Genomic DNA, 16926 nt, shown 5'->3' with positions numbered 1-16926 from the left:
ACTCCAAGCTGCGCCAGGAAGAGATGGAGTGGATTCACGAACTGCCCAAGCCGTTCGTCTTTTTCGATCGGCGCGAGGACAACGGCAAGCAGGAGATCGATTCGCACAACCGCGATGCTGCTTACATGGTGGCCAACTATCTGGTCAAGAGCGGCCATCAGCGGATTGCCTATATCGGCTTCGACAAGTCGCGCGCCGATCAGGAGCGCTACGCCGGTGCTCTGGCTTGCCTTGAGGCTCACCGGCTCGACCTGCCCCGCTACGAGACTGACGCATCGTCTCCGCAAGAGGGCGCCAGAATTTGCTCCAAGATCATGCTGGGTTCGGAGCGCGTGGATGCCGTCATCTGCTTCAACGACATGATCGCGATCGGTTTCCTGAAGCAGGCGTCCGAGCTGGGTTTCTCGGTGCCGGACGACTGCTCGGTGGTTGGCTTCGACAACATCCCTTTCTGCGACTACGTCACCCCCACCCTGACCTCCGTCGACATGGGCGGCGAACGCATGGGGGCGCTGGCTACACAGCACCTGATCGACATTCTCAATGGCAGGGAGTCGAAGGCTTCGCTTCCGGAACCCAAGCTGATCCTGCGCAAGTCCACAAGGGGCCGCAAGCTGGAGATCTAGCCGACCGGTGCGTGAGGCCCTTCCATTCGGATTACGCAATGCGCGACGACGGCGTGAGCGAGGAAACTCGGAGCGATTTCCGCTGGACAGGGAATCGTGGAGGGCATGGATGCTGATCTATCTGATCGAAGGCGATCGCCCGCAGTCGGCGTCTCTGGGCGGCGTGCTCTCCGGAGCGGGCTACATGGTGGCGTGCTATGCCGACGGGGCCGATGCGCTGCGCGCCATGCGACGTACGGCGCCGGACCTCGTCGTACTCGACCGTAAGCTGCCCGATATTGATGGGCTTGAGGTACTCGCCTGGATTCGCCGCCACTATGCCGATACCCCGGTGGTGATGCTCACAAGCGTGGCGCTCGAGTGTGACATCGTCGCGGCGCTGGAGGCCGGCGCCGATGATTACCTCATGAAGCCGGTCAAGCACGCCGAACTGGTGGCGAGGATCAATGCCTTGGTTCGCCGTACCAGGCGCCAGGCCGCCAGGAGCGACGCACAGTCGTTTGGCGCCTACACCGTCAACTACCAGGAGCGACGTGTCCTGATGCACGGCCAGGCTGTCTCGCTCACCCCGAAGGAGTACGAAATTCTGGAGATGCTGGCGCGGAATGTCGGGCGTCTCATGCCGCGTGAAGCCGTGCTGAATCAGATCTGGGGCCAAGTCCACGATCTCACGCACTCCCGATCGTTGGATACCCATATCTATCGGCTGCGGCGGAAACTGCATCTTGGGCAGCAGAGTGGGGTGTCGCTCAGGGTGGTGTATTCCCATGGCTATCGGCTTGAGTGCCATGAAGGGTAGGGTGGCGGCGTTCTTGCCGTCACCCCGCCCCCGGTTGATTGCCTCATCCTGAGGGACAGCCCAGTGCTCGGCCAACTTGCCGTCTTCAATGCGGACGACGCGCGGCGTATAGCCGGCTCTCCGGTGTCGTGCCAAGCGGGCCAACGACGTACGCATGCTCATCGAGTTACGGCATACCGGGCCGCAGGAATCGCGGTGGACAGGTGCGAGAACATTGCCTGCCGTGCGGCTTCATAGGCGTCCCACTTTTCGCGGGCGTGCAATGACGGGATCGTCACCAGCTCGCGCTGATCAAATCCGACCAAAGCGGCGTCGACCATGTCGGGTGCCGACATGACGATTTCCTTGGGCAGATGTTCCAGCGGAAGGCCGCCGATCTGCCAGAAGTCGGTGGCGGTGGCACCGGGTAGCACAGCTTGCACCTGCACCCCCTTGTCTGCGAGTTCGTGGTGCAGTGACTGGCTGAAGGCAAGCACAAACGCCTTGCTGCCGCCGTAGACGCCGTTGAGCTGTTCGGGCGTGATCGCGACGATGGACGCGATGTTGATGACGGCGCCCTTGCCGCGTGCGACAAAGCCTGGCATAGCGGCGTACGTCAGCCGCGTGAGCGCGGTAATGTTCAGGTCGATCATCCGTGTCATTGCGTCGACATTGCTGTCGAGCAGCGGCGTGTGCGTCCCCACGCCTGCGTTGTTGACGAGCAGGGTGATGCTTGCGTCCTGCTTGAGCTTGGCCTCGACGGCCGTCAGCGCTGTGCGATCGTTGAGGTCGGCATCGACAATCTCGACGCTGCGCCCTGTTTCATTGGCGACGCGGTCGGCTAATGCGGCCAGTCGGTCGCGGTTGCGTGCGACCAGAATCAGGTCGTAGCCCCGCCGGGCGAGGCGGTCTGCGTAGATTGCCCCAATGCCTGATGACGCGCCGGTGATCAGGGCCGTACCTTGGTGTGCTTGAGTCATGACGTCACTCCGTTGTGAAGCGGGTTGATGAATGCGTGAATGCATTCTGGCTTCGATCGGCTGTGACTGAAATGACGTATATAGTCGTGATTTAGGACGCGGCTTGATGGAGAACGGACATGCACCGAATCGGCTTTCTGATCAGCGATGGTTTTCAGATCATGGCGCTGGCCAGCCAGTCCGTGTTCGAGTACGCCAACATGACGGCGGGTGAGCCGTTCTATGTCATCAGCAACTTCTCGGTCGGCGGCGGAGAGGTGCGCTCGTCGCTTGGGGTCTCGGTCGGCACGCGATCCCTGCGCGGCAGGGGCGACGTGGACACGTGGATGGTCGCAGGCGTCAATGACCCGGTAAGTTCACCGGCCCCTGCCGAGATCCTCACGTTCCTGCGCAAGGGGGGCCGCCGGGCCAGGCGTGTTGCCGGCATTTGTACCGGCGCCTTCGTGCTGGCGGAGGCGGGTTTGCTGGCGCAGCGTCGCGCCACGACGCATTGGGCGTACGGGCGGGAAATGCAGAGGCGTTTTCCGGACATCCACGTCGAGGAAGACCGCATCTACATCGTCGATGGCCCGATCTGGACGTCTGCCGGCATGACGGCAGGCCTGGATCTGGCGCTTGCGATGGTGGAGAAGGATCTGGGCGCGGACATGGCCCGCTCTGTGGCGCACAAGCTGGTCATGCATCAGCGCCGGGCGGGCGGACAGTCGCAGCATTCCGAAATGCTCGATCTCGCGCCAAAGTCGGATCGGATCCAGAACGCGCTGAACTATGCGCGTCAAAATCTGCACCGTTCACTGACCGTGGAAGAACTGGCCGAGACCATCCATCTGAGCCCGCGCCAGTTCAGTCGCGTGTTTACGCAGGAAACGGGGCAGTCGCCCGCCAAGGCGATCGAGGGACTGCGGTTGGAGGCGGCCCGGCTGATGATCGAGCAAGGCCGGCATCCGCTGGATGTCATTGCCAGGGAAACCGGCTTCCGAGATCGCCGCCATATGCGTGAGGCGTTCATGCGTGGCTTTGGCCGCCCACCTCAGGCGGTTAGGCGGGACGCGCGCATGGGCGACTGAGACCCTGCCATCGGTACGTTGCCGCAGAGGCGGTTGTCCTCAGTCATCGCAACCAAGCCGCGCATCCTGTCATACACTCACGCGCGCCTTCTGTCGTAGAACAACCCAACAATACAAACAGATGACTGTCCTCCTTAACGTATCAGCTCAATCCGGCAGCACAGCAGGCATGCCGCCTGACATGAGGCGCAACGGGGGCATCGGGCGCCAGCGATTCCCGTTGCGCAACGCATTGATTTCCACGGCACTTGCGCTGGGGTTCTTGCAAGTTGCGGGACTGGCCGCTGCCTCGACAGGCCCGGGCGCCTCCTGCGAGACCTGGGTGGGTGACTTCGCCACCAAGCAGGGTGCCCCCGCTTTTTTCCGGATCGAGCACAACGACCAAGGCTTTGTTGCGCGCACCAAGCAGGCCGATGGCAGTTGGAGTGCGGAGACCGTCGAGCTGGTGGACGTAACCCACAAGCCAGAGCTGGAGATTTCCTTCGCTCATGGTTGCGTGCTGGCTGGCGCCGGAGCGCTGTTGATCGAAGCCCCGAAGGGCACGGCCTACCAGGCCACGTCGATCACCGGGCGCAATTTCAGCACGTACCACATGGGTACGGATGCGCTGATGCTGGTCATGCAGGGCTTTCAGGTTGACGGGCGCGATCTGTACCGTGTGGCGGCCGAAGGCGCATCGCCGGCGCCGCTGCCGCCATTGCCCAAGGCGGTTCCCGGCAAAGAGGCGTCGAGCTTTGCCTGTCCTGGCCTGCGCCCGCCCGCCATCACGCAGGCTGCCTTCGATGCCTCGCCTGCCGACTATCGCAAACGCTTCGACGGGCTGAGGCCCGATCGGCAGGCGGAAGTGATCTGCGGTCAGCGCCTCAATGATCTGCTCAGCCTTGACACGTTCACCAGCGTTGGCTTGCACGCGGATCGCGCGGCGACGCTCGCCGAGGCGCAGATCCTACTCAAGGCGGGGGAAGCGCCCCGTGACGAAGCGGGCAAAGACACATGGTGGCCGGCAGCACGCCACTGGTTGATGCGCAACACCCCGTTGTTCGATACCGACCCGCCTGTCCCGCTTCAGGTCGAGTATTTCGCCGCATTCAACGAAGACATCCTGCCGCGGCTGCCAAAGGCTCCGGCCGACGACACTCAGAGCGTGAAAGATGTGGTTCGGTACACACTTGCCATGCCGCAGGCGCAGGCGACCCACGCACTCGCCGGGTTGCAAGCGCTGGGCGCGTTGGATGCTCTGGTATCTGGTGGCACGGTTGCCCATGCTGTGTTGCAGTGGGCGCTCGAGCCGCAGGTTGCCGACGCGGTATTCGAGACGATCTACAAGGCCGCCAAGGTGCAGCCGCGCGATGCCAGCACGCTGTTCATTCCGGTCATTGACACGAAGAACGCGGTTGGTGTGGATCGCCTGCTCAAGCATGGTCTTGATCCGCGCGATGCGAAGGTGCTGTTGCGCGCGCGTGCGCAGCCGGCCCTCTATACAACCTTGCTGGACGCCGCATTCCAGCGTGCCAAGTCGGCCGGCGGCAAGCTGTCGCCCGACGTGGTTGATCCGTTGGTTCAGGCGGAACTGCGCAATGGCAAGACGATCAACTGGAGCGCCGTCGAGCCGTTGCTCAGCCATGGCGGTGACGTGTCTCGCAGTTTTATCACCGGTGTGGAGCGTGACAATGCGTCGCTTGCCTTTTTTGCCCGCAGTGCGCCAGACAAATTCCTGGACCTGCTCAATCACGGCTTGCGTGTTGATTTGCCGTATCCGGTTGGAGGCAATGCGCTGCTGACCCGTTATCTGCGTCTGAACATCGCCTGGATGCCGGATGGGCCGAGACCCGATCTGGTCGAGGCGATGCTCAAGCGCCACAACAATGCGGTAACCGGCAAGCCATGTACCGACTGTGCCTACGATCCCCTTGGCATTGCACTCGGCAATCAAGGGCCCAACAGCGTTGCAGTGCTCAAGGTGCTGCTGCGCTACGGTGCCGACCCCAACACGCCCGACACCAAGGGATTTCCTGCTTTCACCTACGCGATCATGGATGACCGCGTCGATATGCTCGAGGCCATGATGCAGGGTCCCAAGGCGCTCAATCTGAAACTGACCGATCCCAATGGGTTCAGCTTGTTGGCGCTGGCGCGCTGCTACGACGCCAACAAGGCAGCGGACTGGCTAAGCCAGCATGGAGCGGGCCAGCCGGATCAGGGCTATGCTGCCTGTCGCGAGGGGCTTGCCGCACAACGCAAGAAGGGTTGATGGCCGGCGTACGGCCCACTAGCGCTGGCAGAGGTCGATTCATGCTCGGAACATGCCTCTGCCAGCACGTCTGCGGTCAGTTCTTGTGGCTGCCGAATCGACGCCCTTGGTCGAATAGCGTTGCGACAGCAACCATCAGCCCGGAACAGATCAGGATAACGACGACCCCACCTGTGGCATGCGTCGTCGATTGCGCAACCATGGACAACGCCCACAGTGGTGCCAATCCTCCCGCCAAGGCCGTACCGATTTCGCGCCCCGATCCGACACCGGTCGAACGGCTCTGCACTGGAAACTGGCGGCTCAGGAACGACCCCTGCGGTGCAAACATCATTGGTGCCAGAACGCCGGTGCCAATGACCATGGCCCAGTAGATTGCTGTGCTGGCACCCGTTCCCAGCAGCGAGAGGAAGGGGTAGGCAAACAGCGCAGACAGCATGCCACCCACCATCAACACCTTCTTGCTGCTGAACTTGTCGCACATCCAGCCGAAGAGCGGCACCGTCACAATGGCAACCAAGCTGGCCAAGGTCACCGACAGCGACGTGACGCTGGCCGGTACGCCCTTGAACTGGGTGAGATAGGCCAGAGAGAACGTCTTGAAGATATAGCTGATGGCGTTGTATCCAACAGCGATGAAAAAGACGACGCCAAGACCCTTGAAATGCGAGGTCAGCAACGTTCGAATCGGCTTTTCCTGGCGATGGCTCTCTTCAAAAGACGCGTATTCCGGTGTTTCGGGCAGGCTCCTGCGTACCCACATCCCGACCAGCACCAAGACAAAGCTCAGAAGGAAGGGAATGCGCCATCCGCCAGCAAGCAGGAATCGATCCCCCGCCATCGTGAGCAGGTAGACGGTCAGCGATGAAAGCAGCAGGCCCAGGTTCAAGCCCAGCGCGGGCCATGATCCTTGGCGGCCTTTACGGTTCTCTGCGGCATGTTCGTACGAAGTCACTGCGGCGCCGGCCAACTCGGCACCGGCTCCCAAGCCCTGGATGATTCGAATCAGCACAAGCAGCAGCGGCGCCCAGAAGCCGATGGATGCATAAGTCGGGATCAGGCCGATTGCCGTTGTGCACAATCCCATCAGGCAGAACGTGACAAACAACATTTTCTTGCGGCCGTACCTGTCACCGAAGTAGCCGAAAAAAATGCCGCCGATGGGCCGCGCAACAAAGCCGATCGCGAAGGTGGCGAACGCCTGCAGCGTGGCATTGGTTGGGTTGGACGTATCAAAGAAGATCTTGCTGAAGACGATCGACGCCATCGTGGCGTACAGATAGAAGTCGTACCACTCCAGCATTGAGCCAACGATCGTGGCGGTGGCCACTTTCCTCAGTCGTGTCTTGCTGTCAGCAGGGGATTCAAGGCGAAGTGCTTGCATTGTGTCTCTGTTTTTAATGTGTGTTTTTATCATTCCGGGTGGAATGGATCTCTCGTTGTCTTTCCTATCTGCCGACAACCTCCGGGGCACTGCTCAGGTGCGGCGGCGCACGATGTGCTGTGGCCCGAGTTCGGAGCAACGCGTCACGCCGAGCATGGCCAGGTTGCGGTCGACCTCATCACGCAGCAGGCCGATGGCGTGAGCGACGCCGGCCTCGCCCGCCACGGCTGCGGCGTAGTTGAAGGGGCGACCCACGAGCACCATGCGCGCACCCAGCGCCAAGGCTTTGAGCACGTCTGAGCCGCGACGAAAGCCGCTGTCGATGAGTACTGGGTAATCGGGTCCTACGGCGGCCACCACGGCCTCAAGAACGCGCATGGGGGAGGCCGCACCATCGAGCTGGCGGCCGCCGTGGTTGGACAACACGATGCCATCGGCGCCCACCCGTCGGGCCTCCAATGCGTCTTCCACGCTGAGCAGCCCCTTGACCACCAGCGGCCCCTTCCAGCGGCGGCGAATGGCTTCAATGTGGCGCCAGGTCAGGTGGTCACGCGCCGAGAAGTCGCGCAGCACGGTGGACGACATGATCGGCGCCCCGCGCGTGGCGAAGGAATTCTCAAAATGCGGCATGCCGTGGCGCAGCAGCGTGCGCAGGAAGGTGCCCGCCACCCAGCCTGGTCGCACCATGCCATCCCAGGCCAGGCGCAGGCTGGGGCGCAGCGGCGTAGAAAAGCCGGTGCGGATGTTGTTCTCGCGGTTGGCAGAAATGGGGATGTCCACCGTCACCATCAGCGTGCCGAAGCCAGCGCGCTCCACGCGGTCGATCAGTGCATCGATACGTGCCTGGTCGCCCGGTATGTACGCCTGGAACCAAGTGGCCGGGCTTTCGCGCGCCACCTCTTCCATGGGGATCAGCGACGTCCCGCTCATGACGGACACGATGCCTGCCTGTTGTGCCGCACGTGCCAGCACCAGATCGCCCCGGTAGGTGGTCAGTGCGTTGATACCCATCGGCGCAATGCCGAACGGGCTGCTGTAGCACTGGCCGAACAGTTCCACTGCCTGCGAGCGTTTCGAGACATCGCGCAGCACGCGGGTGGAGAACGCGTAGTCGTCAAATACCTCCCGGTTGTCGCGCAGCGAGCCGTTGTCCTCGGCCGCGCCCGCGATGTAGCCGAAGATGGGGCGAGGCAGGCGCCGACGCGCTGCGGCCTCGAAGTCGTGCAGCGACAGCATGTTGCGCAGCGCGGCGGGCAGGGTCACGGATGAGGGTTCAGCGTAGGAAGCCATGGGGAATGCGGATTGCTCCAAAAAGCTGCGACACTGTAGGGCGACGGTTTTGCGAATTAAAGCGAAATATTTAGAATGACTATGTTCGCTTTTAAGAAAAAAAATCACGATGCCTCAACCGTCGATCAAGCAGCTTGAAGCCTTCTGGTGGGCTGCAACCTGCGCCAATTTCGCCACTGCGGCCGAGCGTGTGCACCTGTCGGTGTCGTCGCTGTCTAAGCGCATTGCTGAGCTTGAAGCCACACTGGGCCAGTCGCTGTTTGACCGCAGCGGCCATCGCGCGGCCCTCACCGAGGCAGGCGAGCGCCTGCTGCCCGCCGCGCTTGGTGTGCTCAATGCCATGGCGGCGCTGGGCCAGACACTGGATGCGCGGGCCGAGCTCACGGGTCACTGCCGCTTTGGGGTGGGTGACCTTTCCGCGCTGACCTGGTTACCGGCCTTTGTGGCGGCGGCGCGGCAAGCGCATCCGCAGTTGGGGTTGGAGCCATACGTGGATGTGGGGGGCGTGCTGGAACGCCGCCTGGCGGATGGCGAACTGGACTTTGCCGTGATTGCGGGCCGGTCTTCGCGCAGCGAGCTGCTGTCGCAGCCTGTGGGTGCCGCCCACTTTGCCTGGGCCGCTGCCCCCAGCCTGCCGGGCGCAGGCCGCCAGGGCGCGGTCGCGCTGCTACAACGCCACCCGCTGGTCACGCTGCCGGCCGGCGCTGGCACCACGCGGCTGCTGGACGACTGGTTGCTGGCCAACCGTGCCACGGTGCAAGAGCGCATTGTGTGCAACAGCTGGGGCGCCGTGGCGGGCATGCTGCGGCAGGGCGTGGGCGTGGGGTTTTTGCCCGCGTACTGGGTGCGTGCGCTGAACTTGCGCGCGGTGGGGGCACGTACCCCGCTGGCGCCGTTGCACTATGCCTTCCAGTGGCGGCGCGGAGATGCGCGTGCGCTGATCGCGGCCATGCAGCCGTTGGCGCAGGCGCAGGTGGATTTTTCTGTTGCTCCTGGGGTTGCTGGCGCGTTGAGCCTGTGATGCATCGATGGTCGGCAGGCGCTGACCATCAACCAACGCGGGTTGGAGCCCCACAGGCTTGCTCGCTCTACAGCGTTCGTGCCGGCCTGCAACGCAACGGGCTAAGGCAGCACACATCCACTAGGCGGTTGCGCGTCAGCGCGCGCGGCGTCCTATTCTTCAACCTCGCTGCGCACCATCAGCACAGGCTTGTTGGTCTTGCGAACGACACCTTCGGCCACGCTGCCCAGGACCAGATGGTTGAGCCCACGCCGGCCGTGCGTGCCGAGCACGATCAGGTCCGCTCCGGTTTCGTTCGCTTCCGCCACGATCGTCGTCGAGATCTGGCCGGGGGCGATGCCCTTTTCCAGCAGTTTGGTCGAGTGTTTGACGCCAGCTGTTTCCAGCTTGCTTGCTGCGCTGGCCAGGGTTTCCCGACCTACCTCAAGCACGCGCTTTGCGTAGGCAATTGCATCGCAGCCGACCATGTCGAAGGTCAGGTCTGAACTGTCAGCCACAAACAAGGCCTCGACCTCTGCGCCGGTGGCTTTGCCTACGACAATGGCCTGATGCAGCGCAAGGAGCGATGCATGACTTCCATCGATAGCGAGCAGGATGCGTTGGTACATGGTGGCCTCCAAAGGGATCATGCGGGACGGTGCCGCTTGTCACCAGCGTAGCCCGCATGGTGGGATCCCCATTGACGCACATCAACGCTTATCAGGCGCGACCCTCAACACTGCGGCGCCGGCAACGCGCCCCGTGCGCAGGTCATCCAGCGCGGCGTTGGCATCTTGCAGCCGGTACGTTGTGACATGCACCTTTAACGGGATTGCCGATGCCGCCTGCATCAGCGCAAGGCCATCCGCGCGGGTCAGATTGGCCACCGACATGAGTTTGCGTTCCTCCCACAGCAGCCGGTACGGGAACGACGGAATATCGCTCATGTGAATGCCGCCACAGACCACGGCACCACCCTTGGCGACAGCTAGCAGGGCTTGTGGTATGAGCGCCCCAACCGGAGCAAAGATCAAGGCCGCATCCAGCAACTCCGGCGCGGATTGGTCGCTCGATCCAGCCCAACTGGCGCCTGTCTCCAGGGCAAGCTGCTGTGCAGCTGTGTCTGCGGGGCGTGTGAAGGCGAAGACTTTGCGCTGCTCCGCCACGGCAATCTGGGTGACCAGGTGGGCTGCCGCGCCAAAGCCATAGATGCCGATTCGACGTGCATCTCCAGCCATGCGTAGCGTCCGATAGCCGATCAGACCGGCGCACAGCAGCGGGGCCGCATGCGCGTCGTCATACCGCTGTGGAATCGGCAGGCAGTACCGGGCATCGCAGACCACGTACTCGGCATAGCCGCCATCACGCGTGTAGCCCGTGAAGGCGGGGTGGTCGCACAGGTTCTCGTGCCCGCTCAAGCAGAACGGGCAGGCGCCGCATGTCCAGCCAAGCCAGGGCACGCCAACTCGCTCACCCGGCGCTGGCGAAGAAACGCCTGGGCCACAGGACTCGACGACACCCACGATTTCGTGGCCGGGAATGAGCGATGCCTTGGGATGCGGAAGTTCACCATCCACGATGTGCAGGTCGGTACGGCAGACTCCACACACGGACACGGTGATCCGGACTTCTCCCGGCCCGGGAGCCGGCACAGGCACCTCTCGCCACTGCAGTGGCGCCGCCGTGCTTTCGTGGACCATGGCTCGCATGGATTCTCGCATTGGCGTCTCCAGACGCACCGCACCCGGTCAGTCCGGAGGGTGCGGAACGCTCAGTCTCGGCCGATGCCCATCATCCAATAGACCGGACACATGCGGATGAGGCCGGTGATCAGAGGCACCAGGCCAAGCCATCCAACCCAGGCCGGTACCTTGCTGAACAGCGCCAGCAGAATCATCACGACGCCGATGAGGATGCGAACGATACGGTCGGCTGTTCCAACATTGGGAAACATGGCTGCACTCCTACTGATGAAACGAAATAGGGCGGACGTCCGAAACAGTTAGCGGAGACAGGGTTTCGGAACCATGGTCGGTGCATCGGTCGCGGCCGAGAATGCCGGCCAGCAGCGTCCATTCGCCGCCTATCGCGCGGATAGTGTCATCCAGGGTCAGCATGCCGATGAGCTGCTGCTGATCGTCAATCACCGCAAGGCGGTGCAGGCCGTGACCGAGCATGGTGCGCAGTGCCTCGCTGATGACCGCATGTCCCTGAATGGTCAGCACGCCGCGCGTCATGACTTCGGACACGGTGGTTTGCGCGCAATCGGCCTGGCTGGCAATGCCGTGTACCACCATGTCGCGGTCCGTCACGATCCCGACAACCCGCATGCCTGTGACGACGTGTTCTGTTACGAACAACGCTCGCAGGCATTGGTCTCGCATCAGGCGTGCGACCGTCTGCAGCGTTGCGGAGACCGGAACGTGGACGATGCGGCGCGAGCAAATCTCATTGACCCTCATGCTGGACTCCGATGCGCGTACGTGTTCACTATAAGAACGGACAAGTTCCAGAAGTTGATCCCGCACAAGATGTTGTCGTCCTCCGTTGCAGGAGGGGGATCTGTGGGCAACAGAAAAGTCTAGTGAAAGGTGCGCAGAGGTTTTTGAGGTAGATCAAGCGGCCGCACCCTCTTCACGCATGGGAAAACGCTGATGTAAATCAAGGGGCAATCCATCCGGTGGTCCAACATGGAGTCACGTTAGCCCGTGCTCGGGCGCTCGGCCGATTCAATATGGAGGCGCATCATGTACGACAGGATCCTGGTAGCGGTAGACGGCAGTCCAACGGCGGATCGGGCTTTGGACGAAGCCATTCAGCTTGCCCTGAAGCTCGACGCGGAGCTGATCATTGCTCACGTGATCGACAACAACTACCTGAGGTACGACGTCGGTTATATCGACGTGGCCGGGTTCACCGAGATGCTGATCGAGTCCGGCAAGCAGATCGTAGCGAGTGCAAAAGCCACGGCTGAGAAAGCCGGTGCACGCGTCAAGACGCAGCTCGTGAACGACCCGCTTGGCGCCTTTGATGTGGGCTATGCGATCGAACAGGCCGCGCGCGACGCCGACGCCAAGCTGCTGGTGCTCGGAACGCATGGCCGACGCGGCTTCCGCCGGATCTTGCTCGGTAGCGTGGCGGAAAGCGTCACGCGACAAAGCACGCTGCCGGTGCTGCTGGTGCGGGCCGTTCCGCCTGAAACCGAGCGCGCGGGCACCGAACCGCTGACGAACCTTGCCATTGCCTAGTGCGTTCTTCTTTTGACTCAGAGCGAGGATCGATCATGACTTATGCCAGCGTGATGGTGCATCTGGATGCCAGCGAGCGCGCGGTGCGCCGCCTCAGTCTTGCCGCGTGCTACGCACAGGCGCACCACGCAAAGCTCATCGCTGTCTACGCAAGCTTTGCGCCAAGCCCGAACTGGTTCTACCGGATGGAAGGCGCAGCGCATTACCTGGAAGAAGACCGCAACCGGCGCGACCGTGTTCGGGACGTTGTGCATGCGCGTTTTCGTGAGGCGATGCAATCCGTTCCTGTGGAGACGGAATGGCGGTCAGTCGACGGTGATCCGCTGGCTGAGGTGTTGCGCCAGGCTCGTGAGGCGGACCTGCTGGTGGTCGGCCAGGAAGACACCAGCGACGCCGAGAGTTTTGTTGCCCCCGATTTTGTTGAAACGCTGATCCTTGAGTCAGGCCGGCCGGTACTGGTCGTGCCGTATGCCGGCCGCTTTACGAGTGTGGCGCAGCGAGTGCTGGTGGGGTGGAGCGGTGGCCGGGAGTCGGCACGTGCACTGCATGATGCGATGCCGTTGATGTCTGGAAACGCCGTACAAGTCCTGCAAATGACGGGTGACCGGCCGCAGCATTGGGCGGAGGACACGACAGTGGGCCAGGTCGCCCGCGCGCTGCTGGCACATGGCATTGAGGCCAAGGTTGAGGAGGCACGTTGTGTGGATTCCGACGTGGCGATTGGCGAGATGCTGCTATCGCGCGCTGCCGATTTCGGTGCTGACCTGATCGTGATGGGGGCCTATGGGCACGGCCGTCTGCGCGAACTCGTGCTCGGCGGGGTGACTCGCACGCTGCTCAAGACGATGACCGTGCCGGTCTTGATGTCCCACTGAGTCCTGACACTATTCCAGGAGATCGCCATGAAGAACGACATCCAGCTCAAGAGCGATGTGGAGGAGGAGTTGCAATGGGATCCGGCTGTCGATGCCGACCGGTTTGCCATTCGCGTCAAGAACGGCGTCGTCACGATCTCAGGCAGCGCCGATAGCTTTGCGGACAAGCATGCCGCGGAGGAAGCGATTCGCCGCGTGTCGGGTGTTACCGCGCTCGTTGTGCACGTGCAGGTGCGCGTGCCGCCCGATATGCGGCGTCCGGATGAGGAGATTGCCCAGGCCATCGGCGACGCACTCCATTGGAACACTGCCGTGCCTGCTGATGCCATCCACGTCACGGTCGAGGATGGTGCCGTGACCTTGCGGGGCAAGGTCGATCAGGATTTCCAGCGTCGTGCGGCACTGGATGCCGTACAACGCGTGCGCGGCGTGACATCGGTTGCCAATGCGCTGACGCTGCATGAGGTTGCGGGCCCGGCAGACCTGTCCGAGCGCATCGTCAAGGCGCTGCAGCGCCAGGCTGTTCTCGATGCCGCACGGATCAATGTCGTGGTGGCGGATGGCACGGTCACGCTGTACGGCCCCCTGCGCAATCTGCATGAGTGCCGCGCCGCGCGAGAGGCCGCCATGGATGCTCCTGGGGTGCACGCCGTGATCGACCATCTTTGGGTGGGCACCTGACCGAGTTGGGCGCACCTTTCTCCTTGATCCAATCCAGACATCTGCCATGGAAAAGAACCTGATCGTCTACTACTCGCGCACCGGCACGGCACGCCAGGTGGCTGAACTGATGGCGGCGCAAAGCGGTTGGCAGCTTGCCGAAGTTGCGGACGCGTATCCGCGTGCCGGTTTTCTTGGCGATCTGCGCTGCGTGATTGAAGCGCTGTTGCACAAGCGCGCCAAGTATCACTACGAAGGACCACCGCTGGATGAGGTCGACCAAGTTGTTGTGCTGGCGCCCATTTGGATGGGCCACCTGGCCTCGCCGATGCGGGATTTCCTGGCGGATCAATCACCGTTCTCGGCAAACCTGTCGGTGATCTGCGTCATGGCATCGCGCGGGGCGTTCCGCGCCATTGAAGAGGTCGCGCGCATCACCTCTGCCATTCCGGCACCGGTCCTGGCACTTTGCCAGCGTGACGTGCTCAGCGGTCTTTCCCAGCAGGAGATCGCGGGATTTATTGAACAAGTACAGACCGCCGGCAAGTGGGAGCAATCCAGGCGCCGGCCGGCTTGGCTCTCACCAACAGAAGCCTGAAACCTAAGCGGGGATGGCGCATCGGATCGACCGCAGGAGAGTGTGCATGCATCGCTTTACCGAGGATCAATGGACGCGCCTCAACACATTGCTCGATGAACAGGAGGCACGCACGCAGCGTCAACTGGCAACACTGCGCGCAGCGACCAGACCAGCCTCTCACGAGGCACCGGTCGAGAATGCAGACCTGGCGGATCAAGAAGCTGGAGACCAGGCGAACGACATCATGCTTGTTCACTACAGGAACGAGCTTGCGCAGGTCGATGCCGCACGACAACGCATGCAGGAGGGGCAGTACGGTATCTGTATGGATTGCGGCGAGGCGATTCCATTCTTGCGCCTGCAAGCGCAGCCAACCGCGCTGCGCTGCCTGAACTGTCAAGCCGAGCGAGAGCGAGGATGGGGCTAGCGCGCAAACTTAAGTACGGTAGGAGTGAGGTATGAAAAGCGACCTGGGTATCAAGCAAGACGTCAATGACGAACTGCTTTGGGAGCCTGCTGTGGATGCGGCAGGCGTGGGGGTGGAGGTCGACCACGGGGTGGTGACACTCACCGGCCACGTACGCAGCTATCTGGAGAAAGTGGCGGCCGAGCATGCCGCTGAACGCGTTGCGGGTGTACGTGGCGTGGTTCAGAAGATTGAAGTGCGATTGCCCGGCACACATACGGATGCGGACGTTGCCGAAGCGGCCCGCTCAGCGATTGAATGGCATTCCAGCCTGCCATCCAATCGCATCGAAGTTCTGGTGGAGAACGGGTGGGTGACGCTCTCGGGCGAACTGGATTGGCCTTACCAGTGTGAGCTGGCGGCGCACGCAGTCGGCGCATTGCGTGGCGTGGCCGGGTTGATCAACCGTCTGACGGTCAAGTCGCGCGTGGTGCCTGCCAATATTACGCAGCAGATCGGCGCGGCACTCCAGCGCCATGCCGCGCGCGAGGCCAACCATATCCAAGTGTCGGTCCAGGGTGGAACGGTAACGCTCAGCGGCCGTGTCGATTCTGCGTCAGAACGCAAGGCGGCCAAGGGCGCTGCATGGTCGGCGCCTGGCGTGACGGAAGTCATCGACCATCTGCAGCTCGCGCCTTGATGACAGGGCAGCGCCGCCCGCTGCATTAACGGTGGCGCTTGCCTTCTATCGCGCGGCTACAGTTCACTGAGCGCCGATTTCTTCACGATCCCAATCTGCTTGCCACTCACCGCGATCCAGCCTTCGCGTTGGAACCGCGACAACGCGCGGCTGACGGTTTCCAGTTGCATGCCCAGATAGCTGCCGATCTCCTCGCGCGTCATCCGCAGCGTAAAGCTGGACCCGGAATAGCCCCGGTCTTGCATGCGCGTGGATAGATTGAGCAGGAACGTCGCGACGCGCGTCTCTGCGGTCAGCCCCGCCAGCAGCAACATCAACCCGGATTCGCGCACGATTTCTTCCGCCATCAGTTGGTGAAGCCGGCGCTGCAGCGGACGAATGTCCTGGCACAGGTCTTCAACACAGTGGAATGGCATGGAGCAGACGGTGCTGTCTTCCAAGGCAACTGCGTCACACGTGTGACGATCAGCGGCAATGCCGTCCAGACCGAGGGTTTCCCCTGACAATTGGAAGCCCGTAACGTGGCTCGTGCCATTGGGGTGAGATACGACCGTCTTGAAGGAGCCGGAGCGGATGGCATACAGCGCATGAAAGGTGTCGCCGGCGCGGAACAGCGATTCGCCTTTGCCGACTTTTCGCCAGGTATGAACCATCCGGTCCAGCCTTTCCTGTTGCGCGGATGGCACAGCCCCAGTAATGCACGCCCAGTGCATCACGCAGTTTGCGCATGGGCTGGCCGACGCCAGGCCGGCAGTTTGGCCACCCTGGCTTGCATCACGCACCAGCTTGAGTTGACGCGGGGCCAATGGGCGGACGACGTCGACAGATGTCTGGCTTTTGAGAGAGCTCGGAATCATGGGGCCTCCGGAGGGCATGCGCTGTATGTGATTCCCGCATTTGGTTTAGGGGCGGCGGGATCGGTCACCGCATGAAGCCGAAGCTCGGTGTCCGTATGCTCAGTATCGAAGGCCAGCGGCTTGCGCGAAATCAGGCAGCGCTGAGATGCATGTCGGCATAGGCTGCGGCGCTGTCAGGCATCCCTGACAGCATCGACGGGTTTTTTCTGAGGCGTCTCCATCAC

Annotated in this window: 19 protein-coding genes; 11 read left to right on the top strand and 8 right to left on the bottom strand. The window is 62.5% G+C overall.

Annotated elements, in window-relative coordinates; genetic code table 11:
- On the top strand, positions 1–626 hold a 626-nt coding region (locus JHD73_RS12095), incomplete at its 5' end, for a substrate-binding domain-containing protein (RefSeq protein WP_199030516.1).
- A 109-nt stretch (positions 627–735) separates the two neighbouring features.
- On the top strand, positions 736–1425 hold the full coding sequence (locus JHD73_RS12090) for a response regulator transcription factor (RefSeq protein WP_199030515.1): 690 nt from the start codon (positions 736–738) through the stop codon (positions 1423–1425).
- Positions 1426–1583: 158 nt separating this feature from the next.
- Here the strand turns inward: JHD73_RS12090 and JHD73_RS12085 are convergent, their stop codons facing one another.
- Entirely contained in the window at positions 1584–2384 is an 801-nt protein-coding gene (locus JHD73_RS12085) for an SDR family oxidoreductase (RefSeq protein ID WP_199030514.1), read from the bottom strand.
- A gap of 119 nt (positions 2385–2503) precedes the next feature.
- Between JHD73_RS12085 and JHD73_RS12080 the strand changes: the two genes are divergently transcribed.
- Both JHD73_RS12080 and JHD73_RS12075 read left to right on the top strand, forming a co-directional pair.
- Positions 2504–3451, top strand: a complete 948-nt coding sequence (locus tag JHD73_RS12080; protein WP_199030513.1) for a GlxA family transcriptional regulator — start codon at positions 2504–2506, stop codon at positions 3449–3451.
- A gap of 322 nt (positions 3452–3773) precedes the next feature.
- Positions 3774–5702 carry a hypothetical protein gene (locus tag JHD73_RS12075; RefSeq protein ID WP_199030512.1) on the top strand — a complete coding sequence of 643 codons (1929 nt, stop codon included), beginning with the start codon at positions 3774–3776 and terminating at the stop codon, positions 5700–5702.
- Positions 5703–5778: 76 nt separating this feature from the next.
- Here the strand turns inward: JHD73_RS12075 and JHD73_RS12070 are convergent, their stop codons facing one another.
- The gene (locus JHD73_RS12070; protein ID WP_233176912.1) at positions 5779–7119 is read right to left on the bottom strand and encodes an MFS transporter; all 1341 of its coding nucleotides are present in this window, start codon (positions 7117–7119) and stop codon (positions 5779–5781) included.
- 60 nt (positions 7120–7179) lie between these two features.
- On the bottom strand, positions 7180–8376 hold the full coding sequence (locus tag JHD73_RS12065) for an alpha-hydroxy acid oxidase (protein WP_199030511.1): 1197 nt from the start codon (positions 8374–8376) through the stop codon (positions 7180–7182).
- Positions 8377–8485: 109 nt separating this feature from the next.
- Here JHD73_RS12065 and JHD73_RS12060 point away from each other — a divergent pair, with 109 nt between their 5' ends.
- Positions 8486–9397, top strand: a complete 912-nt coding sequence (locus JHD73_RS12060; RefSeq protein ID WP_199030510.1) for a LysR family transcriptional regulator — start codon at positions 8486–8488, stop codon at positions 9395–9397.
- Positions 9398–9549: 152 nt separating this feature from the next.
- Here the strand turns inward: JHD73_RS12060 and JHD73_RS12055 are convergent, their stop codons facing one another.
- The 4 genes from JHD73_RS12055 to JHD73_RS12040 form a co-directional block, all read right to left on the bottom strand.
- The gene (locus JHD73_RS12055; RefSeq protein ID WP_199030509.1) at positions 9550–10005 is read right to left on the bottom strand and encodes a universal stress protein; all 456 of its coding nucleotides are present in this window, start codon (positions 10003–10005) and stop codon (positions 9550–9552) included.
- Positions 10006–10086: 81 nt separating this feature from the next.
- On the bottom strand, positions 10087–11097 hold the full coding sequence (locus JHD73_RS12050; protein WP_199030508.1) for a zinc-dependent alcohol dehydrogenase family protein: 1011 nt from the start codon (positions 11095–11097) through the stop codon (positions 10087–10089).
- 50 nt (positions 11098–11147) lie between these two features.
- Positions 11148–11330: a DUF2892 domain-containing protein gene (locus JHD73_RS12045; protein ID WP_199030507.1), complete on the bottom strand. Its 183-nt coding sequence runs from the start codon at positions 11328–11330 to the stop codon at positions 11148–11150.
- A 10-nt stretch (positions 11331–11340) separates the two neighbouring features.
- Positions 11341–11838: a CBS domain-containing protein gene (locus tag JHD73_RS12040; protein ID WP_199030506.1), complete on the bottom strand. Its 498-nt coding sequence runs from the start codon at positions 11836–11838 to the stop codon at positions 11341–11343.
- Positions 11839–12123: 285 nt separating this feature from the next.
- On the opposite strand from JHD73_RS12040, the gene JHD73_RS12035 reads away from it, so the two are divergent.
- The 6 genes from JHD73_RS12035 to JHD73_RS12010 are packed head-to-tail and all read left to right on the top strand — an operon-like array spanning position 12124 to position 15845.
- Positions 12124–12624 carry a universal stress protein gene (locus tag JHD73_RS12035; RefSeq protein WP_199030505.1) on the top strand — a complete coding sequence of 167 codons (501 nt, stop codon included), beginning with the start codon at positions 12124–12126 and terminating at the stop codon, positions 12622–12624.
- A 35-nt stretch (positions 12625–12659) separates the two neighbouring features.
- The gene (locus tag JHD73_RS12030) at positions 12660–13499 is read left to right on the top strand and encodes a universal stress protein (protein WP_199030504.1); all 840 of its coding nucleotides are present in this window, start codon (positions 12660–12662) and stop codon (positions 13497–13499) included.
- Positions 13500–13526: 27 nt separating this feature from the next.
- Positions 13527–14180, top strand: coding sequence for a BON domain-containing protein (locus tag JHD73_RS12025; RefSeq protein ID WP_199030503.1), 654 nt, complete (start codon positions 13527–13529; stop codon positions 14178–14180).
- A gap of 46 nt (positions 14181–14226) precedes the next feature.
- Positions 14227–14757 carry a flavodoxin family protein gene (locus tag JHD73_RS12020; RefSeq protein WP_199030502.1) on the top strand — a complete coding sequence of 177 codons (531 nt, stop codon included), beginning with the start codon at positions 14227–14229 and terminating at the stop codon, positions 14755–14757.
- A gap of 46 nt (positions 14758–14803) precedes the next feature.
- Entirely contained in the window at positions 14804–15166 is a 363-nt protein-coding gene (locus tag JHD73_RS12015) for a TraR/DksA family transcriptional regulator (protein WP_199030501.1), read from the top strand.
- A gap of 31 nt (positions 15167–15197) precedes the next feature.
- A complete protein-coding gene (locus JHD73_RS12010; protein ID WP_199030500.1) occupies positions 15198–15845 on the top strand; it encodes a BON domain-containing protein in 648 nt (215 codons plus the stop codon).
- Between the two features lie 56 nt (positions 15846–15901).
- Here the strand turns inward: JHD73_RS12010 and JHD73_RS12005 are convergent, their stop codons facing one another.
- Positions 15902–16702: a helix-turn-helix domain-containing protein gene (locus tag JHD73_RS12005; RefSeq protein ID WP_199030499.1), complete on the bottom strand. Its 801-nt coding sequence runs from the start codon at positions 16700–16702 to the stop codon at positions 15902–15904.
- Positions 16703–16926: the final 224 nt, after the last annotated feature.

Origin of the sequence: Ralstonia sp. ASV6 (assembly GCF_016429285.1) — a bacterium.
Classification (GTDB): Bacteria; Pseudomonadota; Gammaproteobacteria; order Burkholderiales; family Burkholderiaceae; genus Ralstonia; species Ralstonia flaminis.
The sequence above is the reverse complement of the archived record's forward strand: the minus strand, read 5'-3'. Positions and strand labels throughout refer to the sequence as shown.